We start from the raw sequence: 18448 nt of genomic DNA on the forward strand, positions 1-18448 counted from the left end.
TCAGTCTTCTCTCGTCACCCGGAATCGCGCTACGTCCGGATCGACCGCGCCGCGGACGTATCCGCTGGGCGACGCGGCCACGGCCTGGAGGAAGGCCACGGTCTGCTCCGTGATCTCCTCGCCCGGGATGACGTTCGGGATCCCCGGAGGGTAGGCGGCGAGGGTGTCGGCCGAGATGCGGCCGACCGCCTGCGCGGCGGGGACGAGCTCGGTGGCCGCGAAGTACGCGTCACGGGGGAGCATGCGCAGCGCGCCGGAGGGCGGCAGCGGGGGGAAGCCGGCGGCGTCGGCCTGGGCGCGCTCGGCGTGCGCTTCCTCGGAGTCGACCGCTGCCGACAGCACGCGGTGCACGTGCGCGAGATCGGGCGTCTTGCCGGCGCCGATGAGGGCGACGAGCGCCGTGGCGGTCGAGATCTCGAAGTAGATGCCCTCGACCTCGAGCAGGTGCTGACGCAGCCAGTGGCCGCTCACGCCCGTGGCGGAGACGTCGATCGGCACACGGAGAGGATCGGCCCCGACGATGTCGTCGAACGCGCCGAAGCCGTCGCTGACCACCGAGAAGCGCGGATCCTCGCGCAGCGCCGCGCGGAACGCGTCCGCTCCGGCGATCGACCGGCCGATCGCGTCGGCACCGGTCATCAGCGCGTGCCGGGCGATGTCCAGGGATGCCGTCAGAAGCGCGGAGGAGGAGGTCGACGACGTGGTGGAGACGGCGCGTTCGATGAGCGGCTCGAGGCGATCGGCGAACGGTCCGTCGCCGAGGTGCAGCATGGCCGACTGGGTGAGGGATCCGGCGAGCTTGTGCGTGCTCGAGACGACCAGGTCGGCGCCGAGGCGGGTCGGCGACTCCGGCAGATCCGGGTGGAAGCCGAAGTGCGGCCCCCAGGCGCCGTCCACGATCAGCGGGGCGCCGTGCGCATGGGCGACCTCGGCGAGACCGGCGACGTCGGCGACGGACCCGAAGTAGCTCGGCGAGACGATGTAGACGGAGCTCGCCGGCTGCCCGCGGTCGGCGGCCGCCGTCAGGGCGTCGTCGAGCGCGGAGGGGGAGACGCCGTGCGCGATCCCGTACCGCGCGTCGACCGAGGGGAGCACGAACGAGGGGGTGAGCCCTGCCGTGAGCACGCCGTCGCTGAAGCTCGAGTGCGCGCTGCGCTGGGACAGGACGTTCGCGCCGAGACCGCGCACCGCGAGCGCCGCGATCCGATTCGCCTGCGAGGCGCCGCCGGCGAGGAACCAGGTGCGGCGTGCACCCCAGGCCTCGGCGGCGAGCTCGAGCGCCTGCGACAGGGGAGAGTTCTCGCCGAGGTCGATGTCGTCGAGGAGCATCGGCACGTCGAGCTGCAGGACGCGCTCGCCGAAGTAGTCCGCCAGACGACCGCTGATGCCGGAGCCGTTGCCGCTGTGGCCGGGCACCATCAGCTGGATCGGGGATCGGCTCGCGTGCCGTTCGAGGGCGTCGGCGTAGGGGGTCGCCGCGTGCCGGCCGGTGTCGCCGACCCGCGGGGTGCCCGGCTCAGACGCGCCAGTGGGCGACGGTGCGACGAGGACGGACTCGGAAGCGTGCATTCCCCCATGGTGAGGCTGCGGCGTTCGTCGAGGAATCCCCCGAAGTTCGCCCGCCCACAATATCCTGTATGTGACTCAGAGCTTCTGGGAAGCTGGATCAACATAGGAGGTTGGTGTCTCATGGTCGATCTCCGTCAGCTCGAAGCCCTCAGGGCGGTCCACGCGGAAGGCTCCGTCACGGCGGCCGCGCGCCGGCTCGGCTGGGGGCAGCCCACGGTCGACTATCACCTCAAGAATCTGGAGCGCCTGGTCGGCGCCGAGGTGCTCGTGCGCTCGCCGCGGGGGAGTCGGCTGACACCCGTGGGGATGCTCCTGCTGGAGCGGGCGCAGGAGATCCTCACCCTCAGCGAGCGCGCGATCACCGACGCTCGGGAGCTGACGCAGACGGGCCGGACGCGGCTGCGCTTCGGCACCTTCACCTCGGCGGCGCAGCTGCTGCCGCCCGTCGTGCTGCGGCTGAACGGTCAGGGGATCGAGGTCGACGTGGTGCTCGAGGAGGTGCCTTCCCTCGTGGACCGCAGCAACCGCGGCGAGGTCGACGCTGCGCTGGTCTACACGGTGCCGGGGTACGGGCTCGCCTTCCGCTCCACGGTGACGGCGATCGAGGTGCACCGGGAACCGCTCCTGCTGACGCTCCCGGTGGGGCATCCGCTCGCATCGCGCACCTCGATCGACGTCCCCACGCTGCTGACGCTGCACGAGGAGCGGTGGATGTTCGCGGCGGCGGGGGGCGACTCGATGGACACGATCGTCGTCGACACCTTCGCCGCCGCCGGTCACACGATCGAGATCGCGATCCGCACGGACGACTTCCAGGTGATGCTGGCCATGACCGGCGCGCGCATGGGGATCGGCCTGGTGCCCCGCATGGCCGCCGTCGGGGCGCACCCTGGGATCGTGCTGCGACCGATCGACGATCCGGCGTTCGTGCGATCGATCCTCGTGGCCGTGCCGGCGGCAGGGGCCGCCCGGCGTCCGTCTGCGGCGGTGCGCCAGCTCGTCGCCGCGGTCCGCGACGGCTTCACCGCTCTGCGCGCCGAGGCGGAGGCCGAGTGAGGGGCGAGGATGCGGGTCTCCGGACACGCCCGGCCTCCGCGATTCGCCGGGTCGATTCGCATCCGATCGAAGCGGTGTTGTAAGCTGAGGGAGTTGTCGCGGGAAGCCGCGAGCAGCAGATGGGCCTGTGGCGCAGCTGGTAGCGCACCTGCATGGCATGCAGGGGGTCAGGGGTTCGAGTCCCCTCAGGTCCACCGACAAGAAGCCCCGAGCACGCGCTCGGGGCTTCTCTCATTCTCGCTCACGCGCGGGGCGTTCGCAGAGGTGAAGTCGGACTGCGGCGTCGCGTCTGTCGCGCCGCGTCAGCCTCGTCGTCCGAATCGGGCGATCTCCTCATCCGTCGCTCCGGAGGCGGATGATCGGGCTCATCGGGGAGCGATCGGGGAGCGATCGAGCAGATGCTCGGAGAGGAAGGCGACGCGGACGAAGTCCGGCCAGCTCTCGTCCAGGGCGGCCGCCGGGATCGAGCGCCAGCGAACGATTCAACGAGACGTATGGCCTAGGGGGTTCGCGAGGCTTGTAGGTACGTGAGCACAGCCCTGACGCGCCGGTTTTCGTCCACCGGGCTGAGTCCGAGCTTTTGGAAGATGCGCCCGACGTGTTTGCCGACAGCGGGGTCGCTGAGTACGAGCTTCTCCGCGATGGCGGCGTTTGATTGGCCGTCCGCCATCAGGACGAGGACTTCCGTCTCCCGCGGCGTGAGAGTATCCAGTGGGCCTGGATGCGCCGCACTGAGGAGGTGCTGGACGACGTGAGGGTCGATGGTGGTTCCCCCGCTCGCGATGTTCTGCAGGGCGCCGGCGAAGTCGCGGACCCGGTTGATCCGGTCTTTCAACAGGTACCCGACAGCTCCTTCCGGGAGGGTGAGAAGACGGCGGGCATTCGTGTCGGCAAGGTACTGCGAAAGGACCAGGATCGGCTGGTGAGGCTGCAGCTCACGGATACGCAAGGCGGCCTGTAGACCGTCGTCTCTGTTTCCCGGGGGCATGCGGACGTCAGTGATGATGATGTCAGGCGCGCGCTCCAGAGCGGCGAAAGCCTCCTCCAGCTGTGGAGCTGTCTCTGCGGCGCCGACGACGGTGTGGCCGATGCGCTCGAGTAGGGCGATGAGGGCTTCACGCAGAAGCGCCGAGTCCTCAGCGATGAGTATTCGCATGCGACGTGTCTCCTTCGTGGGGGAGGGGCAGGTCCATCCGTACAACGGTGGGCCCACCAGCAGGACTTGTGACCTTTAGGCGACCATTCAGAGCTTCCGCACGGTCGGAGAGTCCTCGAAGGCCAGTCCCGTTGCGCTCGTCGGCACCACCGCTTCCGTTGTCGGTGACCGTGACGATGAAAGACTCTCCATCTGTGCCGGTCGCAACGACAGCGGATGTCGCTGAAGCATGTTTGGCGATATTCGTCAGAGCCTCGGCGACCAGGTAGTAGGCAGTGGTTTCAAGGGCGGCGGGGACGCGGACGCCGGGGCTTCCTTCGAGAGTCACCCGGATGTTGCTCCGCTCGGACAGCTCCTCCAGCGCCGCGCGTAGACCATAGTCGGCGAGCACGGAGGGGTGGATACCGCGAACGGTGTCACGGAGGGTGGACATCGCATGCTCCGCTTGGGCTTGCGCTTCGTCCACGGCTCGCTGAAGGTGAGCGGCGTCGATGCCTCGAGAGGCGAGCTCATCGACTTCTAAACCGATCATCCCGATGCGCGCGCCGAGAGCGATGAGCTCCTGCTGGACGCCGTCGTGGAGGTCGCGTTCGATGCGGCGGCGCTCCGCATCGGACGACTCAGCAAGGGCACGACGTGAATTGAGGAGACGCTGGACATCGGGGTCAAGACCACGCGCACGCGGACCGCACAGCGGTCTCAGAACCCACGCCTGTCCGATGGCCAAACAGGCGTTGATGTACCCGAACAATACGAGCGCGACGAGGGTGATCAGCGCGACCGGCCACCAATTGGTGGGAGTCATGATGCCTTCGGCATCCCCGAAGAACTGCGTCGGCGTCGGCCCGGTGATCCCCGCGACAGCGACCATTGCGAGCGCCAGAAGAGTGATCGTCTCGAAGAACAACACGGTAAGGGCGATGAGCGCGTAGAACAGGTCCCACACGAGCGCAAGCGTCTCCCGCCATGTCGCTCGCTCGGTCAGACGGATGTTGATCCAGTGGTGCCGTTCGCTCGCGTCGATGACACCATGGGCGCTCGCCTGTCGAGGAAACCCGACCAGGCTGGTGCGACGACGTTCAAGCGATCCGAGGATGAGCGCCCAGAACGGCACAAAAAGCAGCGTGAAAACCGCGAGCGGAACGAGAGCCGCGCCGATGAGCACACTCAGCATGAGGTACAGCAGCGCACGCCACGGCCAACCGCTGAGAGCGAAGCGCCAAGGGGGCAGCTTCATCGCCGCCCACACGTGACCCGCCGCCGTCATGGGTCCAGCCTAGGGATTCCCCGTGCCCCGCATCGCGAACGTCGTCAGAAGGTATGGCCAGCCCTACCTCAAAGAGGGGGGTAGGGGACATCGTGCCCACCGCCGCCGCTGGGTTCTATGGGTGTAGGACGCCGAGACCAGGAGGCGATCGGTCCACCACGATGCAGCGGAAGGGGATGCGATGACAACTCATTCGTGTTCCGCATCACCAAGCCTTGCTGCACCGGCGCCAGCATGTCTTGGCGGGCGAGGTGAGCCCTGATGTACCGCAACCGGTCGTTGATCCGGCTGCAGCACTGCGCGCCCGGCAGGGCGTTTTACGAGCAGACTACCTCCAGCGCGTCCACGCGAGGCTTCGTGCACCCCATGCCCGCCTCGTGGTCGTCGACACGATTCGGTCCTTGGACTGTCTTCCACCCGCACGATGGCAGTGCACTCCCTCGCCAAGGGTGGAAGATCCACATAAGCACCCACCCCGGCACCGCCCATGAGGCACTTCGTCTTGTCGCTGACATCTGCGTCGAGCGGCGCGTTCCTTTCAAACACCTCTCGGACGAGGCGGAGCTGCAGCGTACAAGCAATAAGTACGCCAACCGAGGCTCGGCCGGAAAGTTCATCACCGTCTTCCCTCGCACGGATGAGGAGTTCTGCGAGCTTCTGCCGCTGTTCGATATGGCCCTTCGCGGGTTCGACGGTCCGTACATCCTCTCCGACGTGAAGTTCGGCGAAAGCCCGGTCTACTTCCGTTACGGAGCGTTCTTCATGGACCGCCTTGATTACGCCGACGGCTCGACGGGGTACGCCATCCAAGCTCCGGACGGGCAGAAGGTCCACGACAACCGTGCCGCGGTCTTCACGCTCCCCACTTTCGTTGAGCCGCCAGACCTGATCCGTGCGCTCGTCGAGGAGCGCCTGAACCCTGCGCCCGGTGAACTGGAAGAGCTCCTTCACCCGTACGTCGTGCGTTCTAGCCTTCATTTCAGCAACGCCGGTGGCGTGTACCTTGCCGACTCCGACAGGGGTCGGTTCGTGCTGAAGGAGGCTCGGCGCTGGTCTGCTTTCAGCTCAGACTCCACCGACGCCACCGAACGTCTGCGCAACGAACATAGCGCCTTGACCGCGCTCGCCCATGTCGGTGCCGTCGTGGACGCGGTCGACTACCGGGTCCTCGGTGACCACGAGTTCCTCATCGAGGAGTACATCCCCGGTGTCACCGTGCAGGCATGGGTGGCGAGCAACTATCCGTTCAGCACCGATCCCACCGGTCTCAGCGCGTATGCCGTGAGAGCTCTACCGCTTGCCCAGCAAATGGTCGCGGCCCTGACGCAGATCCACGACGCCGGGTGGAGCGTCCTCGACTTGCAGCCGAAGAACATCCTCATCGACGGGAACCGTGTCCGTCTCATCGACATGGAAGCAGCTCGACCCTTGGAAGCGTCGGCTGTCGGCAGCATCGGCACTCCCGGGTTCGTCCCGCACGTGCGTACATCGAACCGCGACCGGGACAGATATGCACTCGCAGCGGTGGTCTTGCACCTCTTTTCGCCATCACTGGCAGGGTCGTTCGACCCGTCCGTGCTCACGTACCGGGCCCGGAAAGTCGAGGAACAGTTCCCCGCAGACGTGTCCGAGCTCGTGAACGCACTTGTCGATGCGGTGCCCGTGGACGCCGTGGCAACCTCGCACCCATTCCGGCACGCCGCAGGTAGCGCGCTCGTGCCGGCGAATCGCCTCGTGGACCAGGTGTGCAATGGCATCGAATGGTCCCGGCGCGACGGCCATCGGCGATACCCGGGCGACGCGACACAGTTCGCGGACGGCGCCGGTGCGCTCCTGAACATCGAGACCGGGGCAGCGGGAGTCATGCTCATGCTCGCGAGAGCGGGCCGCGACGTCACCGAGGACCGTAACTGGTTGAGCGCACGCCTGCGCGATACGGACCACATCCCCTTTCACGGTCTCCTCCGAGGCAGCGCCGGCATCGCGTCCGTCTTCGCCGAACTCGGGGATGCAGACACTGCCGAAGTGATTCTCCTCGCTGGAGCATCAAGCCCCGATCCGGGAGCCGATCTCTCGGTGCGCAGTGGCCTGTCCGGAACCGTCCTCGCCTTGTGCGACCTTGCCGGCGACCGGGATGGTGTGGCCCGCAGCTTGCTCGACCGGTGTGCGGCGTCGCTCGCAGCCCGCATCACGGGGACTGCGGACATCGTCAGCCCGCAGTCGGAGACGGGCAACGCGATCGGGTTGTTCGATGGATGGGTCGGAGTCGGGTTGGCCTGTCGTCGGTTGGCGGAAGTGACGGGAGATGACTCCTGGGAACACCTGATGGATATCTGCTTCCACCGCGAACTCGCCCAGCTCACCACGGCGGATAGCGGGGCCCTTCGCGTTGACTACTCCCGTGTCTCCTACGGCTACCTTTCCGAGGGCGCCGCGGGGATCGCGTTCGCCCTCGCACAATGCGCACCGGCCCGGTACCGGGATGAGATCGCACGGCTCACTCAGGCCGTGGACGGCCTCATCAGCATGAACGGCGGTCTCTTTCGGGGAACGGCGGGCGTCGCCTGTGCGCTCCTTCCCGTATCCGCTTCTGGCGGCGAGCGGGCGAGGCTGATGACATTCACCGCCGACAGCTTCCTGTTCTGCGGAGACGACCCAGAAACACGGATGGTGCTCGGCGACAACGGTCACCATCTCTCGGCAGATTTCTCCACCGGAGCCGCCGGATATGTCGGCGCGCTCCTTTCTCAGCTCGAAGAGGACCCGAACCGGTGGTTTCCGGTGACTCTTCCCACGCCCATCGACGATGACATTGAAGGAGGTGAACACAATGAGCGCATTGCTTTCTCTGCAGGGCCTGTCGAACGAGTCCGAGCCTGAGGCCGGTCTCTTCGGATCCGGCATCAGCATCTGGTGTGACGGCAACAACAGCGGTATCAGCATCTCCTGCGGACCGAACTGATACACGGACGTGTGGGACGCGCATTGATGCGCGTCCCACACGCTTCATCACTGAAAGGGTGAACAATGCTTGCGGCGACTGGACTGGGCCATACGTTCTCGAACGGACAGGTGGAAACGCGTGCTCTCGACGACGTCAGCTGCACGTTCGAACCGGGGTCGTTCACGGCCATCATGGGACCGTCCGGATCAGGAAAGTCGACCCTGCTGTACTGTCTCGCCGGCCTCATCCGCGCGTCCACCGGATCCGTGACGTTCGACGGAACCGAGCTGACCGCTGCGAAGCAACGTCAGCTCGACCTTCTGCGACGCGATCAGTTCGGGTTCATCTTCCAAAGCTTCAACCTCATCGAGGCTCTCACCGCACTGCAGAACGTCACGCTGCCATCCCTGTTCGGGGGAGCCGTGATCAGCCGAGACCAAGCGGAGGCAGCTCTCGCAAGCGTCGGCCTCGCCGGGAAGCTCAACTCGTACCCGGCAGAACTCTCCGGGGGGCAGCAGCAACGAGTGGCAATAGCGCGGGCCCTCGCCCAGACTCGACGGGTCATCTTCGCCGACGAGCCCACCGGAGCCCTCGACCGCAAGAGCGGGTTCCTCGTGATGGATCAGCTTAGGCAGTTCCGTGAGGTCGGCACCGCCGTCGTGATGGTCACCCATGATCCGAAGATTGCCGCATACGCCGACAGCGTCTTGTTCCTCGTTGATGGACGCCTCGTCGACGTCATGGAGGCCCCGAGCGCGGAGGCTGTCAGCTCACGGATGACAGGTCTGGAAAGCGCCGCCCGATGAGCGCGGCTCAGCAGCTGCCCATTTCCGTCGCGTTCGTTCGGCGGCATCGCTCGGCGTACCTAGGTGTTGCCGCCCTCTTGAGCATCGCTACGGTCGTCGCCACAGCGGAGATGGTCCTGTTCACCGGACTGGCGAGCGGACAGGCGCTGCGGGTCGGCGCATTGTCCGAGTTCGATGCGCGCGTCGTACGCGCCGCGGTGAAGGCGTCGCAGGGCATCTTGCAAGTCATGTGCTTCACCACCGTGGTGATTGCACTCGTCCTGGTCTACCTGGGCTTTCGGAACATGCTCGCCCTGCGCCGGCGGGAGCTCGGTCAGCTCCGCCTCGCAGGAGCCAGCGTTCTTCGCGTCCGCGTCATGGTCACCGGCGAGGCGCTCGTGTTTGCGGCGATGGTCGCCGTGCCGAGCGTCGTCATCGGAGGCGTCCTCGCCCATCCGTTTTACCTGCTCCTCCAGAATGTGGGCGTGTTCGGCAAGTCGTTGCGGGTGGACTTCGGGTTCCCCATCCTGACATTGATCGCCGTCGCGACCGGGATGATCCTCTGCTCCATGGTTGCCGCCTGGCTGAGTCTGCGTTCAAAGCAGACGAACGACGTCCTCGCTTCCCTTACCGCATCCGCGACCGGTACGCCCGCGAAGCGGATGAGCGTCGTCCGAGTCATCGTCGCGGGTGGGTCCGTCATCGGACTCGCCACCTTCCTCATCTTCATGCCGGACACCGGCAGCGAGAACCCCATCGCGTCCATCATCGTGCCGCTGCTCATCGTCTTCCCACTCGGAGCGCTCGCGCCGATCCTCGTTCCCGTCGTCGCCCGCGCCTGGGGATGGGTTCTCCGGCCGCTCATCGGAGGCTCCGGAGTCCTCGTCGCACAGCGCGCCTGGCGGGATTCGCAACGATTCGCTTCCAACGTCCTGCCGCTGCTCGTCCTCATGGCGGTGATGGGCGGTTTCGCCATTGGGGCTGGGCCTGATCAGGCCACAATGCAAGCCAGCTTTGAGACGCAGCTCGACGCTGACCTCATCGCCGAACCTGCCACCGTCCAGGAAGCCGACAGCATCGTCGCGCGGATCGTCGACGAGCAGGGTGTCGACGCGGCGATGCGCTCCGCGTCGACGACGCGGCTCATCGAGAAGGGACGTGCTGACGGCACTTTCCTCACCGTATTCAATTTCGTCGACCTCGACTCGTACCGGAGCATTTTCGATACTGGAGCGAAGTCCGGCGACTTCGACAGCGCCGGACACGGGGCCGTCGTCTCCACCCGGGAAGGTGACGAGGTCGGCGACACCGTCACGGTGGAAGCCCCGAACGGGAACACGACGACGCTCACGATCGCCGCCGTCGTCACATCCCGGCTCTACACAGGGCTGCTCATCGATTGGGAGATGCTGAGCACACTTGACCCGGAGGTATGGGACATCCGCGTGTTCGTGAAAGCGGACAAGCACGCTGTGGCGAGCATCGCCGCTTCCGTCGACGACCACGCCCCAACGATGTCGAAGAAGGAGTTCATCGACTCCCGAATCGCCCTTCGTAAGAGCAACGCCGCCACCGGCAACATCGCCTTGTTCGGCACCATCTACGGCCTCACCATCGTCGCCATGATCCAGGGGCTCGCCGCGTCCGTCTTGAATCGGCGAGACGAGTTCCGTTTGCTGAACCTGCTCGGCATCTCTCGTCTGCGCACGGTCGGTACGTTGCTGTCCGAGGCTCTCGTCCTCATCGTCTCCAGCGGCGTGCTGCTTGCCGGTGCATTCGCATTCATCGCGTGGCGTTACCTCGCCCAAGACCCGGAACAGATGGCGACCGCGTTCGGCGCCATCCCGTGGGGCGACATCGCGCTCACGTTCGTGGGAGTGACATGCCTGTTCACCCTCACAGTGCTCGTCGCAGGAATCATCGCGACTCGGAGGGCCAAAAGATGATCCGAAGCGCCACACTCCGGGAGTTCATCCGACGCCACCGCTGGCGACTCGGCGCGCTGGTCGTGTTGTCGCTTCTTGGCGCGGGCTTGGGACTTGCCCAGCCACTCCTTCTGCAGCAGATGTTCGACGGCCTCACCTCCGGCTCCGTCTCGGTGCCAGCGGTGCTGATCCTGACGGCGGTGGTGATCACCCAGGCGCTCCTTGCCGGCGTGGAGTCCTACGCTCTGGCGCGCACCGCGCATGATCTCGTACTCCAGTTGCGCACTCGTGTGGCGGGACGCATCCTCTCACTGCCGATGGTGCACCTGCAGCGTGTGCCGCAGGGAGAGTTCCTCTCCCGCATGGTCTCTGACACGGCTGCATCATCGACCGTCCTCACTACAGGCGTTTTCAAACTGCTGGCTGCGGTCGTCACCTTCGTCGTCGCCGCGACCCTCATGGCAACCATTGACCCGGTGCTGTTCGTGCTTTCGCTGGCGATCACCGTCTTTGCCACCGTGCTCTCCACCGTCATGGGGCGACTGGTGCGCGCGGCATCTGCGCAGACACAGGCCGCCACGGCAACACTTTCCGGCAGTTTTGAACGCACGTTGACCGCGTTACCGCTGATCCGCGCCTACAGCGTCAGCCAACAGCAGCTCGCCCTTGTCGTTGCTGATGCCGGTGACGTGAGGAACAACGCTGTTCGGCTGGCGCGGCTGGGTGCGTACATGCAACCGGTGATGACCCTGGCCGCTCAAGCTCTCCTCATCGTCACTCTCGCAGTAGGAGGCATCCGCGTCGCTGACGGCACCTTGTCGCTGGGTGAGCTCATAGCGTTCCTGATGTACCTGATGATGATGGTCGGGCCTGTATCGCAGGTGGGTTCGACGTTCGTCAGCATTCAGACGGGTCTCGCCGCCGTCGACCGCGTCGAGGAGATCGCCTCGGCGGCCGCGGAGGGAGAAAACCGGGCGGAACCCCTGCGGGGGAGCGTGGACGCGGGGGAGCGGTTGCTCGCGTTGGACCATGTGACTTTCGAGTACCCGCACACGTCCGTCGGAGATGTGACCGGCATCGGCCCGCTCAACCTCACCATTCGCCGGGGTGAACACGTCGCACTCGTCGGGCCGTCCGGGTCAGGGAAGTCCACGATCTTTGCGCTCCTTGAACGGTTCTATGAGCCGAGCAGCGGAAGCGTGCGGCTGCACGGTGTCGCAGCGCGGGACATTTCATTGACCGACTACCGTGACCGCTTGGCATGGGTGCCGCAGAACTCACCACCGCTAGGCGGCACTGTGCGTGAGAATCTGGATATCGAGCAGCGCGGACTGCCGGACGATGTGCTTCGCCAAGCGCTGCAGGACGTTGGCTTGTTCGTCGACCGCGATGCAGACGTGCTCGACCGTCAGCTAACAGCGTCCGGGAACAATCTGTCCGGCGGTGAGCGGCAACGGCTGGGGGTTGCGCGAGCTCTCCTCTCCGGCCGCAGTGTCTTGCTGCTGGATGAACCGACATCGAGCTTGGACGTCATCTCCGCGGAACGACTGTCTTCACTGGTTCGTGATCGTGCACGCGAGAAGACTGTCGTAATGGCGTCCCACCGACTCGCCGAAGTGCGCCACTTCGACAAGATTGTGGTCATCGATCGTGGCAGCATCGTGGACGCTGGAACACACGACGAGCTGATGGACAGGAATGATCTGTACCGCGACCTCGCCGCGCAGCAGAACGTTCGTGCCTGACTACGACTTCCTCACCAGTCGCTGCGGTCGCGGGCGGCCTCCAGGTCGCGGAGGGCGCGTACGTCGTCGCGGGTCGCGATGCCGCCGCGCTGCAGGATCGCGCGGGGGAGCCAGATCGGCAATCCGATCCGCACGCGGCGTGTGGACGTGGGCTGGGGGACGGAGCGAGCGCCGGCGTGCGCGCGGTTCAGGCTCCGGAAGGACGTGTGCGAAGCTGTGGTCTCAGTCATGGCTCTAAAGGTACGAGCGTGCATTTCCTGCCACCAGGTGGCGGAAAGACTTTCGTCATAAAGATCCAGCCACTACGCTGGTCGCATGCTGCACAGCATCACGCTTCCTGTCATCGACGGTCTCGCCGCCTTCGAGTTCGGCCTCCTGAGCGAGGTGTTCGGCCTGGATCGGAGCGTCTACTCCGACGTCCCCGCGTTCGACTTCCGCGTCTGCGGTCTCGAGGCAGATCGCCCGGTCACCACGCAGGTGGGCGCCAAGGTCATTCCCGCCTACGGCCTGGAGGCGATGGAGCACGCCGACGTCATCGCGGTCCCCGCCGCGCAGGTCCGGCCCGCCGAGGAGTACCCGGAAGAACTGCTCGAGGCCCTCCGCCGCGCGGCGGATCGGGGCGCGATCCTGCTCAGCGCCTGCTCGGGCGCTTTCATGCTCGGAGCCGCCGGCTTGCTCGACGGGCGCCCGTGCACGACGCACTGGCGGTACGCCGAGGAGCTTCAGCGCCGGTATCCGACCGCGCGGGTGGATCCGGACGTGCTGTTCGTCGACGACGGCGACCTCGTCACCAGCGCCGGCACCGCCGCCGGCATCGACGCGAGCCTGCACCTCGTGCGCCGGGAGCTCGGCAGCGCGATCGCGAACGTCATCGCGCGGAACATGGTGGTGCCCCCGCAGCGGGACGGCGGGCAGCGGCAGTACATCGAGCGGCCGGTGCCCCAGGTGTCCTCGGACGCTCTGGGCGACGTTCTCGCCTACATGGAGGACCGGCTCGCGGAGGCGCACTCCGTGGCCGCGCTCGCCCAGCGTGCGCACATGTCGAGCCGGACCTTCGCGCGCCGCTTCGTGGCGGAGACGGGCGTGACGCCGATGCAGTGGCTGGCCTCGCAGCGGGTGCTGCAGGCGCGCCTGGCGCTCGAGACCACGGACGCGTCGATCGAGGAGATCGCCGCGTCGTGCGGCTTCGGCAGCGCCACGCTCTTCCGCCATCACTTCACCCGCGAGGTGGGCATCGCGCCGAGCGCCTACCGCCGGTCGTACGCCTGCGAGGCCGCGGAGATGCTCGAGACCATCGCGGCGACGCCCGAACGCGACCTCGTCGCGGCGCACTAGGGAACAGGCGCCGCATTCCGGGCGTTGCACAGCCCGTGGACATCCTCGACAGCATCGTGATCGGCGCAGGGCAAGCGGGCCTGTCGAGCTCGTACCATCTGCGCCGGCTCGGTATCCCGCACCTCGTGCTCGACGCGGACGACGCGCCGGGAGGCGCCTGGCAGCACCGCTGGGACGCGCTCACCATGCAGGACGTGCACGGCGTCGCGGAGCTGCCGGGAGCCGTCCCGCCCCCGCGCACCACGGCGCACGCCAACCGCGCGGTGCCCTCGTACTTCGCGGAGTACGAGCGCGAGCACGAGCTGCCCGTGCTCCGGCCGGTGCACGTGGACCGCGTGACCGACGAGGACGGCGTCCTCCTGGTGCACGCGACCGAGGGCGAGTGGCGGACGCGCACGCTCGTGAATGCGACCGGGACCTGGACGCAGCCGTTCGTCCCGCACTACCCGGGCATGGAGACGTTCCTGGGCGAGCAGTTCCACACCGTCGACTATCCGGGCCCGGAGCACTTCCGCGGCAAGCGGGTGCTCGTCGTCGGCGGCGGAGCGTCCGCGGTGCAGTTCCTGGGTGCGCTCGCGCCGATCGCCGACGTCGTCTGGGCGACACGCCGGCCGCCGGTCTGGCGGACCGACGACTTCACGCCTGAGGCGGGGGCGGCCGCGGTCGCCCTCGTGGAGCAGCGGGTCGCGCAGGGGCTGGCTCCGCAGAGCGTGGTGAGCGTGACCGGCCTGATGCTGAGGCCGCAGGAGCAGGAGGCGGCGCGCCTCGGAGTCTACGACGCGCGGCGGCCGATGTTCGCGCGCATCGAACCGGACGGCGTGCGCTGGGCGGACGGCTCCTTCGAACGGGTGGACGCGATCCTGTGGGCCACGGGTTTCCGGCCCGCGATCGGCCATCTGGCCCCGCTGCACCTGCGCAGCGAGCTCGGCGGGATCCAGCTCGACCACGGGGGTCGAGGGACGACCGCCGTCAAGGATCCGCGGATCCAGCTGGTGGGCTACGGGCCCTCGGCCAGCACGATCGGTGCGAACCGTGCCGGACGCACGGCGGCCCGGGGCGTGCGTCAGTTCCTCACGCGCTCGCGGGTCGCGGCCGACGTCCGGTAGCGGATCCCGGTCGCTCAGCGGATGATGCGGATCGAGCCCGTGGCGGTCGACGGCGACACGGGGCGCGTGACGCGCAGCAGATCCGCGAGGAGGGCACCCACCTTGGTGCCGATGCACAGGCTGATGAAGATCATCGGCGCGGCGGCGAGAGCGGCGGCGTCGAAGGAGGCGAGCGCGACCAGTCCCACGGTCCCCGGCACGAGCAGCAGGAACGCGGGCTGGAACGACACGGTCGCGGGGACGGCCAGCGTCACCCTCTCCAGCACGCGGGCGGCGAAGAAGAGCAGGCCGGCGGTGATGCCGGTGGCGACGGTGCTGCCCGTGAAGGGGCTGAGCAGCATCAGCGCCGCATAGGTGCAGATCATCACGATCACGGTCGCGATGGTGAGCCGGAAGCCGGATCCGAAGCTCAGGCCGATCCCGATCGCGAGCACCACGACCCCGATCCAGCTCCCGGCCAGAGGGGGTACGGCCTCCCATCCGCCGTGGCCGGTGACGAGCGACGTCTCGCCCACCAGCGCCGCAGAATGCGGATCGACGCGGAGCCCGGTCGCGGCGGCGCCGGTGAAGATCCCCGCCGCCATGAACGTGAGCATGATCAGCCCGTAGACGAGCCGCGAGGCGCCGGTGACGATGTCGGCGGCGGTGAGCTCCAGCAGCGCGTTCGTGATGAGCGCCCCGGGGACCAGCAGCGCCACGGGAGCGCAGACGGCGAAGAGGGGCACCGCGCCGAAGTCGAGCCGGTCGGCGACCACTCCGACGACGAGCGTCGAGATCAGCGATGCCACGAACGGGATCACGGCGGCGGCGGCGCGGATGCGCTCGGTGATGAGGACGATCGACGCCACGAGCGCGCCCACGAGCAGCGCCAGCACGACCGCCCACCACGGACAGCGGAACAGCACCGCGAGCCCCGCGGACAGGAGCGCCCCGCCGAGAGCCGTCTGCAGCACCGGATGACGGCGCTCGAGGCCGCGGATGTGGGCGATGTGTGCCGGGACCTGATCCAGAGTGACCCGGCCCGCTTCGAGCCGGCGCGCGAGCAGCGATGCGTGCGCGGTCTGCCGGAACGTCAGACCCGGTCCGCCGCCGGCGGCGATGGTGGTCGCCCGCGGAACTCCGGGGCGGCTCACGAACACGTGCTCGGGGAGCACCGCGAAGGCCAGCTCGGTGTCGGGGGTGACGGCGTCGCGGGCGCGCTCCAGCGTGCCGCGCACGTCGGTGACGGAGACGCCGGAGTCGAGCAGCAGCGCTCCGAGATCGCCGAGCGCGACATCCGCGGAGACGGGTTCGGTAGGGGACATCACAGAGAATCGTAGAACCTGTCGGCTTCCGCCCGCGCGGCGGCCGTCGCGCGGGCGTGCCGCCCCCTCCAGACCGTACGGCTCCTGCCCGATGGCGTGCCGACGAGCCGCATAGGCTGGAAGGCATGCAGGGGCGATCGGACATGGCCGGCGAGCCCAGGCGCGGTCGCCGCATCGTCGCGGCAGGGGCCATCGTCGGGGCTCTGCTCCTCGTCGCGTCGTGCGCCTCTCCGGGGAGCGCGCCCGGGAGTGCGAGCCCATCGGCGCAGCGCACGGCATCGCCCACCCCGGCCGCGACGGCCGTCCCGTCCGTCGACGAGCGGGCCCGGCGGATCGTGGACCGCATGGACGTCGCCCAGCAGGCGGCGGCCGTGGTGATGGGCAACACGGCGGGCACCGACCCCGCGACGCTGCACGCCCTGATGACGGGAGGGTTCGGCGGCTTCATCCTGATGGGAGGCAACGTTCCTCCCACCCCGAACGGGCTCCGCGCCGTGACCTCCGCGCTCACCGTCGATCCGCAGCTGCCTCCGCTGATCGCGACCGACGAGGAGGGCGGGGACGTGGTGCGGCTGCCCTGGGACACCGAGCCCGGGGCCGACGTGCTGAAGTCGGAGCCGGCGAGTGCGGCGGGCACCGCGTTCGCGGCACGCGGGACGCTGCTCGCCCAGGCGGGGGTCTCGGTGAACTTCGGCGTGGTCGCCGATGTGGCGCAGGGGCCGGACTCCTTCATGTACGACCGCTCCTTCGGGACGGATCCGGCCTCGGCGGCGGAGCGCGTCGACGCGGCCGTGCGAGGAGAGGCGCCCTCGGTGCTCAGCACGCTCAAGCACTTCCCGGGCCACGGTGCGGTGGAGGGCGACTCGCACCACGCGGTCCCCGCCACCGGGATGGATCTCGAGACCTGGCGCGCACAGGTGGCGCCGCCGTTCCTCGCCGGGATCAGGGCCGGGGCGCCCCTGGTCATGATGGGGCATCTCGCCTACACGGCCGTCGACGCGCAGCCGGCCTCGCTCTCGCCCCGTTGGCACCGGATCCTGCGCGACGACCTGGGCTTCCACGGAGTGATCGTGACCGACGACCTCGACATGCTGGTCGACTCGGGGGATCCCGCGTATGCCGATGAGGTGGCCGACGCGGTCCGCTCGATCGCGGCCGGCAGCGATCTCGTGCTCGCCCTCGACGGTGCCGGTCCCGACACGGCACGGCGGATCGCCGACGGTGTGACGGCCGCGGTGCACGGCGGCGGGCTGCCGAAGGAGCGGCTCGCCGAGGCGGCGTCGCACACGGTCGCCCTTCGCCTGCAGATCGCGGATCAGCACCCGCGCTGAGCGTCCTTCGGCGCGCCGGCGGCTCGCTCAGGAAGCGGGGAGCGGAGCGGGGCCCCAGGCGTCGAGGATCCGCATCCGCAGGTCGTTGCCCCGCTCGGCGAATCCCCGCTGACGGCGCACGTACTCGGCCTTGCCCTCCGCCGTCTCGATGCGCACCGGTTCGACTCCCCAGTCCGAGAGGTCGTAGGGTGCCGCCTCCATGTCCAGGATCCGGATGTCCCGGGCCAGCTCGAACGCGTCCAGCAGCAGCTCGCCCGGCACGAGCGGGCCGAGCTTCATGGCCCACTTGTACACGTCCATCCCGGCGTGCAAACACCCCGGCTGCTCCAGGTGCGGCTGGCTCTCACGGGTCGGGGCGAGGCGGTTGCGCGGCACCGCCTCGGGCGTGAAGAAGCGGTACGCGTCGATGTGCGTGCAGCGCAGCTCGCCCTGCTCGACCACGGCGTCGGTTCCGGCCTGCCCGAGGCGCAGCGGGACCTCGTGGCGGTGCTCCGGCGTGCGATAGACCATTGCCCACTCGTGCAGGCCGAAGCAGCCGAACTGGCCGGGGCGCGCCGCGGTGCGCGCCAGCATCAGGCGCACGAGGCGCGCGAGCTCCGGCTTCTCCGCCGCGTACGCCGCGGCGTCGGGCGCGAACGCCTCGGATCCCGGGGCGAGGGAGTACCAGCGCCATGCGGCCCGCTCCGGCGCGTCCTCGAGCGTCACGCCCGCTCCCGGGTGCCACCGGCGCAGCTGACCCGGCTTGTAGCCGTAATAGGTGAAGAGGAAGTCGTGCACCGGGTGCTTCTCCCGCCGCGCCTGCCGTGCGCGATGCTCGGCGGTCAACGCGTCGGCGCGCGCGGCATGGGCCTCCGCGCGCTCGGTCCAGGCCGCGCGGTCGAGACGGCCGCGCGGACCCGGTGCGCCGGAATCCGGCATGACCGGC

General features: G+C 68.2%; 14 protein-coding genes and 1 tRNA gene. 9 read left to right on the forward strand and 6 right to left on the reverse strand.

The features are described from left to right. Positions 1–1569, reverse strand: coding sequence for an aminotransferase class I/II-fold pyridoxal phosphate-dependent enzyme (locus NFX31_RS07375; protein WP_262957089.1), 1569 nt, complete (start codon positions 1567–1569; stop codon positions 1–3). A 120-nt stretch (positions 1570–1689) separates the two neighbouring features. On the opposite strand from NFX31_RS07375, the gene NFX31_RS07380 reads away from it, so the two are divergent. Next, positions 1690–2625 (forward strand): LysR family transcriptional regulator, encoded by a 936-nt coding sequence (locus NFX31_RS07380; RefSeq protein WP_262957090.1) that lies wholly within the window; start codon positions 1690–1692, stop codon positions 2623–2625. 121 nt (positions 2626–2746) lie between these two features. Next, positions 2747–2819, forward strand: a tRNA-Ala gene (locus tag NFX31_RS07385). 305 nt (positions 2820–3124) lie between these two features. Here the strand turns inward: NFX31_RS07385 and NFX31_RS07390 are convergent. Together NFX31_RS07390 and NFX31_RS07395 are read right to left on the reverse strand one after the other, a co-directional pair. Further along, positions 3125–3781 (reverse strand): response regulator transcription factor, encoded by a 657-nt coding sequence (locus NFX31_RS07390; protein ID WP_091475923.1) that lies wholly within the window; start codon positions 3779–3781, stop codon positions 3125–3127. Beyond that, the gene (locus tag NFX31_RS07395) at positions 3762–5048 is read right to left on the reverse strand and encodes a sensor histidine kinase (RefSeq protein ID WP_045252262.1); all 1287 of its coding nucleotides are present in this window, start codon (positions 5046–5048) and stop codon (positions 3762–3764) included. Before NFX31_RS07395 ends, NFX31_RS07390 begins: the two co-directional genes overlap by 20 nt. Before the next feature lie 261 nt (positions 5049–5309). Between NFX31_RS07395 and lanKC the strand changes: the two genes are divergently transcribed. From lanKC to NFX31_RS07415, 4 genes are all read left to right on the forward strand, one after another. Then, a complete protein-coding gene (lanKC, locus tag NFX31_RS07400; protein ID WP_262957091.1) occupies positions 5310–7928 on the forward strand; it encodes a class III lanthionine synthetase LanKC in 2619 nt (872 codons plus the stop codon). 147 nt (positions 7929–8075) lie between these two features. Then, on the forward strand, positions 8076–8798 hold the full coding sequence (locus NFX31_RS07405) for an ABC transporter ATP-binding protein (RefSeq protein ID WP_262957092.1): 723 nt from the start codon (positions 8076–8078) through the stop codon (positions 8796–8798). Then, a complete protein-coding gene (locus tag NFX31_RS07410; protein ID WP_045252259.1) occupies positions 8795–10723 on the forward strand; it encodes an FtsX-like permease family protein in 1929 nt (642 codons plus the stop codon). The genes NFX31_RS07405 and NFX31_RS07410 overlap by 4 nt, the downstream gene beginning before the upstream one ends. Then, complete coding sequence (locus NFX31_RS07415; RefSeq protein ID WP_045252258.1) at positions 10720–12447, forward strand: ABC transporter ATP-binding protein; 1728 nt, start codon at positions 10720–10722, stop codon at positions 12445–12447. The genes NFX31_RS07410 and NFX31_RS07415 overlap by 4 nt, the downstream gene beginning before the upstream one ends. 11 nt (positions 12448–12458) lie before the next feature. Here NFX31_RS07415 and NFX31_RS07420 read toward each other — a convergent pair whose 3' ends face one another. Next, the gene (locus NFX31_RS07420; protein WP_045252257.1) at positions 12459–12677 is read right to left on the reverse strand and encodes a hypothetical protein; all 219 of its coding nucleotides are present in this window, start codon (positions 12675–12677) and stop codon (positions 12459–12461) included. An 85-nt stretch (positions 12678–12762) separates the two neighbouring features. Between NFX31_RS07420 and NFX31_RS07425 the strand changes: the two genes are divergently transcribed. Both NFX31_RS07425 and NFX31_RS07430 read left to right on the forward strand, forming a co-directional pair. Next, complete coding sequence (locus NFX31_RS07425) at positions 12763–13782, forward strand: helix-turn-helix domain-containing protein (protein ID WP_262957093.1); 1020 nt, start codon at positions 12763–12765, stop codon at positions 13780–13782. A 35-nt stretch (positions 13783–13817) separates the two neighbouring features. Continuing rightward, positions 13818–14888 carry a flavin-containing monooxygenase gene (locus NFX31_RS07430; protein ID WP_045252255.1) on the forward strand — a complete coding sequence of 357 codons (1071 nt, stop codon included), beginning with the start codon at positions 13818–13820 and terminating at the stop codon, positions 14886–14888. A 14-nt stretch (positions 14889–14902) separates the two neighbouring features. Here the strand turns inward: NFX31_RS07430 and NFX31_RS07435 are convergent, their stop codons facing one another. Further along, the gene (locus NFX31_RS07435) at positions 14903–16192 is read right to left on the reverse strand and encodes a threonine/serine exporter family protein (protein WP_045252254.1); all 1290 of its coding nucleotides are present in this window, start codon (positions 16190–16192) and stop codon (positions 14903–14905) included. 125 nt (positions 16193–16317) lie between these two features. On the opposite strand from NFX31_RS07435, the gene NFX31_RS07440 reads away from it, so the two are divergent. Next, the gene (locus NFX31_RS07440) at positions 16318–17523 is read left to right on the forward strand and encodes a glycoside hydrolase family 3 N-terminal domain-containing protein (RefSeq protein WP_262957094.1); all 1206 of its coding nucleotides are present in this window, start codon (positions 16318–16320) and stop codon (positions 17521–17523) included. Between the two features lie 27 nt (positions 17524–17550). Here the strand turns inward: NFX31_RS07440 and NFX31_RS07445 are convergent, their stop codons facing one another. Further along, the gene (locus NFX31_RS07445) at positions 17551–18441 is read right to left on the reverse strand and encodes a 3-methyladenine DNA glycosylase (RefSeq protein WP_420847434.1); all 891 of its coding nucleotides are present in this window, start codon (positions 18439–18441) and stop codon (positions 17551–17553) included. Positions 18442–18448 lie beyond the last annotated feature (7 nt).

This window comes from Microbacterium azadirachtae, from assembly GCF_025583665.1.
GTDB lineage: Bacteria > Actinomycetota > Actinomycetes > Actinomycetales > Microbacteriaceae > Microbacterium > Microbacterium azadirachtae.

What these genes read in the sequence shown, in the direction of transcription:
- NFX31_RS07375 (WP_262957089.1), bottom strand. Translation starts at nt 1,569, where the DNA reads ATGCACGCTTCCGAGTCCGTCCTCGTCGCACCGTCGCCCACTGGCGCG.
- NFX31_RS07380 (WP_262957090.1), top strand. Translation starts at nt 1,690, where the DNA reads ATGGTCGATCTCCGTCAGCTCGAAGCCCTCAGGGCGGTCCACGCGGAA.
- NFX31_RS07390 (WP_091475923.1), bottom strand. Translation starts at nt 3,781, where the DNA reads ATGCGAATACTCATCGCTGAGGACTCGGCGCTTCTGCGTGAAGCCCTC.
- NFX31_RS07395 (WP_045252262.1), bottom strand. Translation starts at nt 5,048, where the DNA reads ATGACGGCGGCGGGTCACGTGTGGGCGGCGATGAAGCTGCCCCCTTGG.
- lanKC (WP_262957091.1), top strand. Translation starts at nt 5,310, where the DNA reads ATGTACCGCAACCGGTCGTTGATCCGGCTGCAGCACTGCGCGCCCGGC.
- NFX31_RS07405 (WP_262957092.1), top strand. Translation starts at nt 8,076, where the DNA reads ATGCTTGCGGCGACTGGACTGGGCCATACGTTCTCGAACGGACAGGTG.
- NFX31_RS07410 (WP_045252259.1), top strand. Translation starts at nt 8,795, where the DNA reads ATGAGCGCGGCTCAGCAGCTGCCCATTTCCGTCGCGTTCGTTCGGCGG.
- NFX31_RS07415 (WP_045252258.1), top strand. Translation starts at nt 10,720, where the DNA reads ATGATCCGAAGCGCCACACTCCGGGAGTTCATCCGACGCCACCGCTGG.
- NFX31_RS07420 (WP_045252257.1), bottom strand. Translation starts at nt 12,677, where the DNA reads ATGACTGAGACCACAGCTTCGCACACGTCCTTCCGGAGCCTGAACCGC.
- NFX31_RS07425 (WP_262957093.1), top strand. Translation starts at nt 12,763, where the DNA reads ATGCTGCACAGCATCACGCTTCCTGTCATCGACGGTCTCGCCGCCTTC.
- NFX31_RS07435 (WP_045252254.1), bottom strand. Translation starts at nt 16,192, where the DNA reads ATGTCCCCTACCGAACCCGTCTCCGCGGATGTCGCGCTCGGCGATCTC.
- NFX31_RS07440 (WP_262957094.1), top strand. Translation starts at nt 16,318, where the DNA reads ATGCAGGGGCGATCGGACATGGCCGGCGAGCCCAGGCGCGGTCGCCGC.
- NFX31_RS07445 (WP_420847434.1), bottom strand. Translation starts at nt 18,441, where the DNA reads ATGCCGGATTCCGGCGCACCGGGTCCGCGCGGCCGTCTCGACCGCGCG.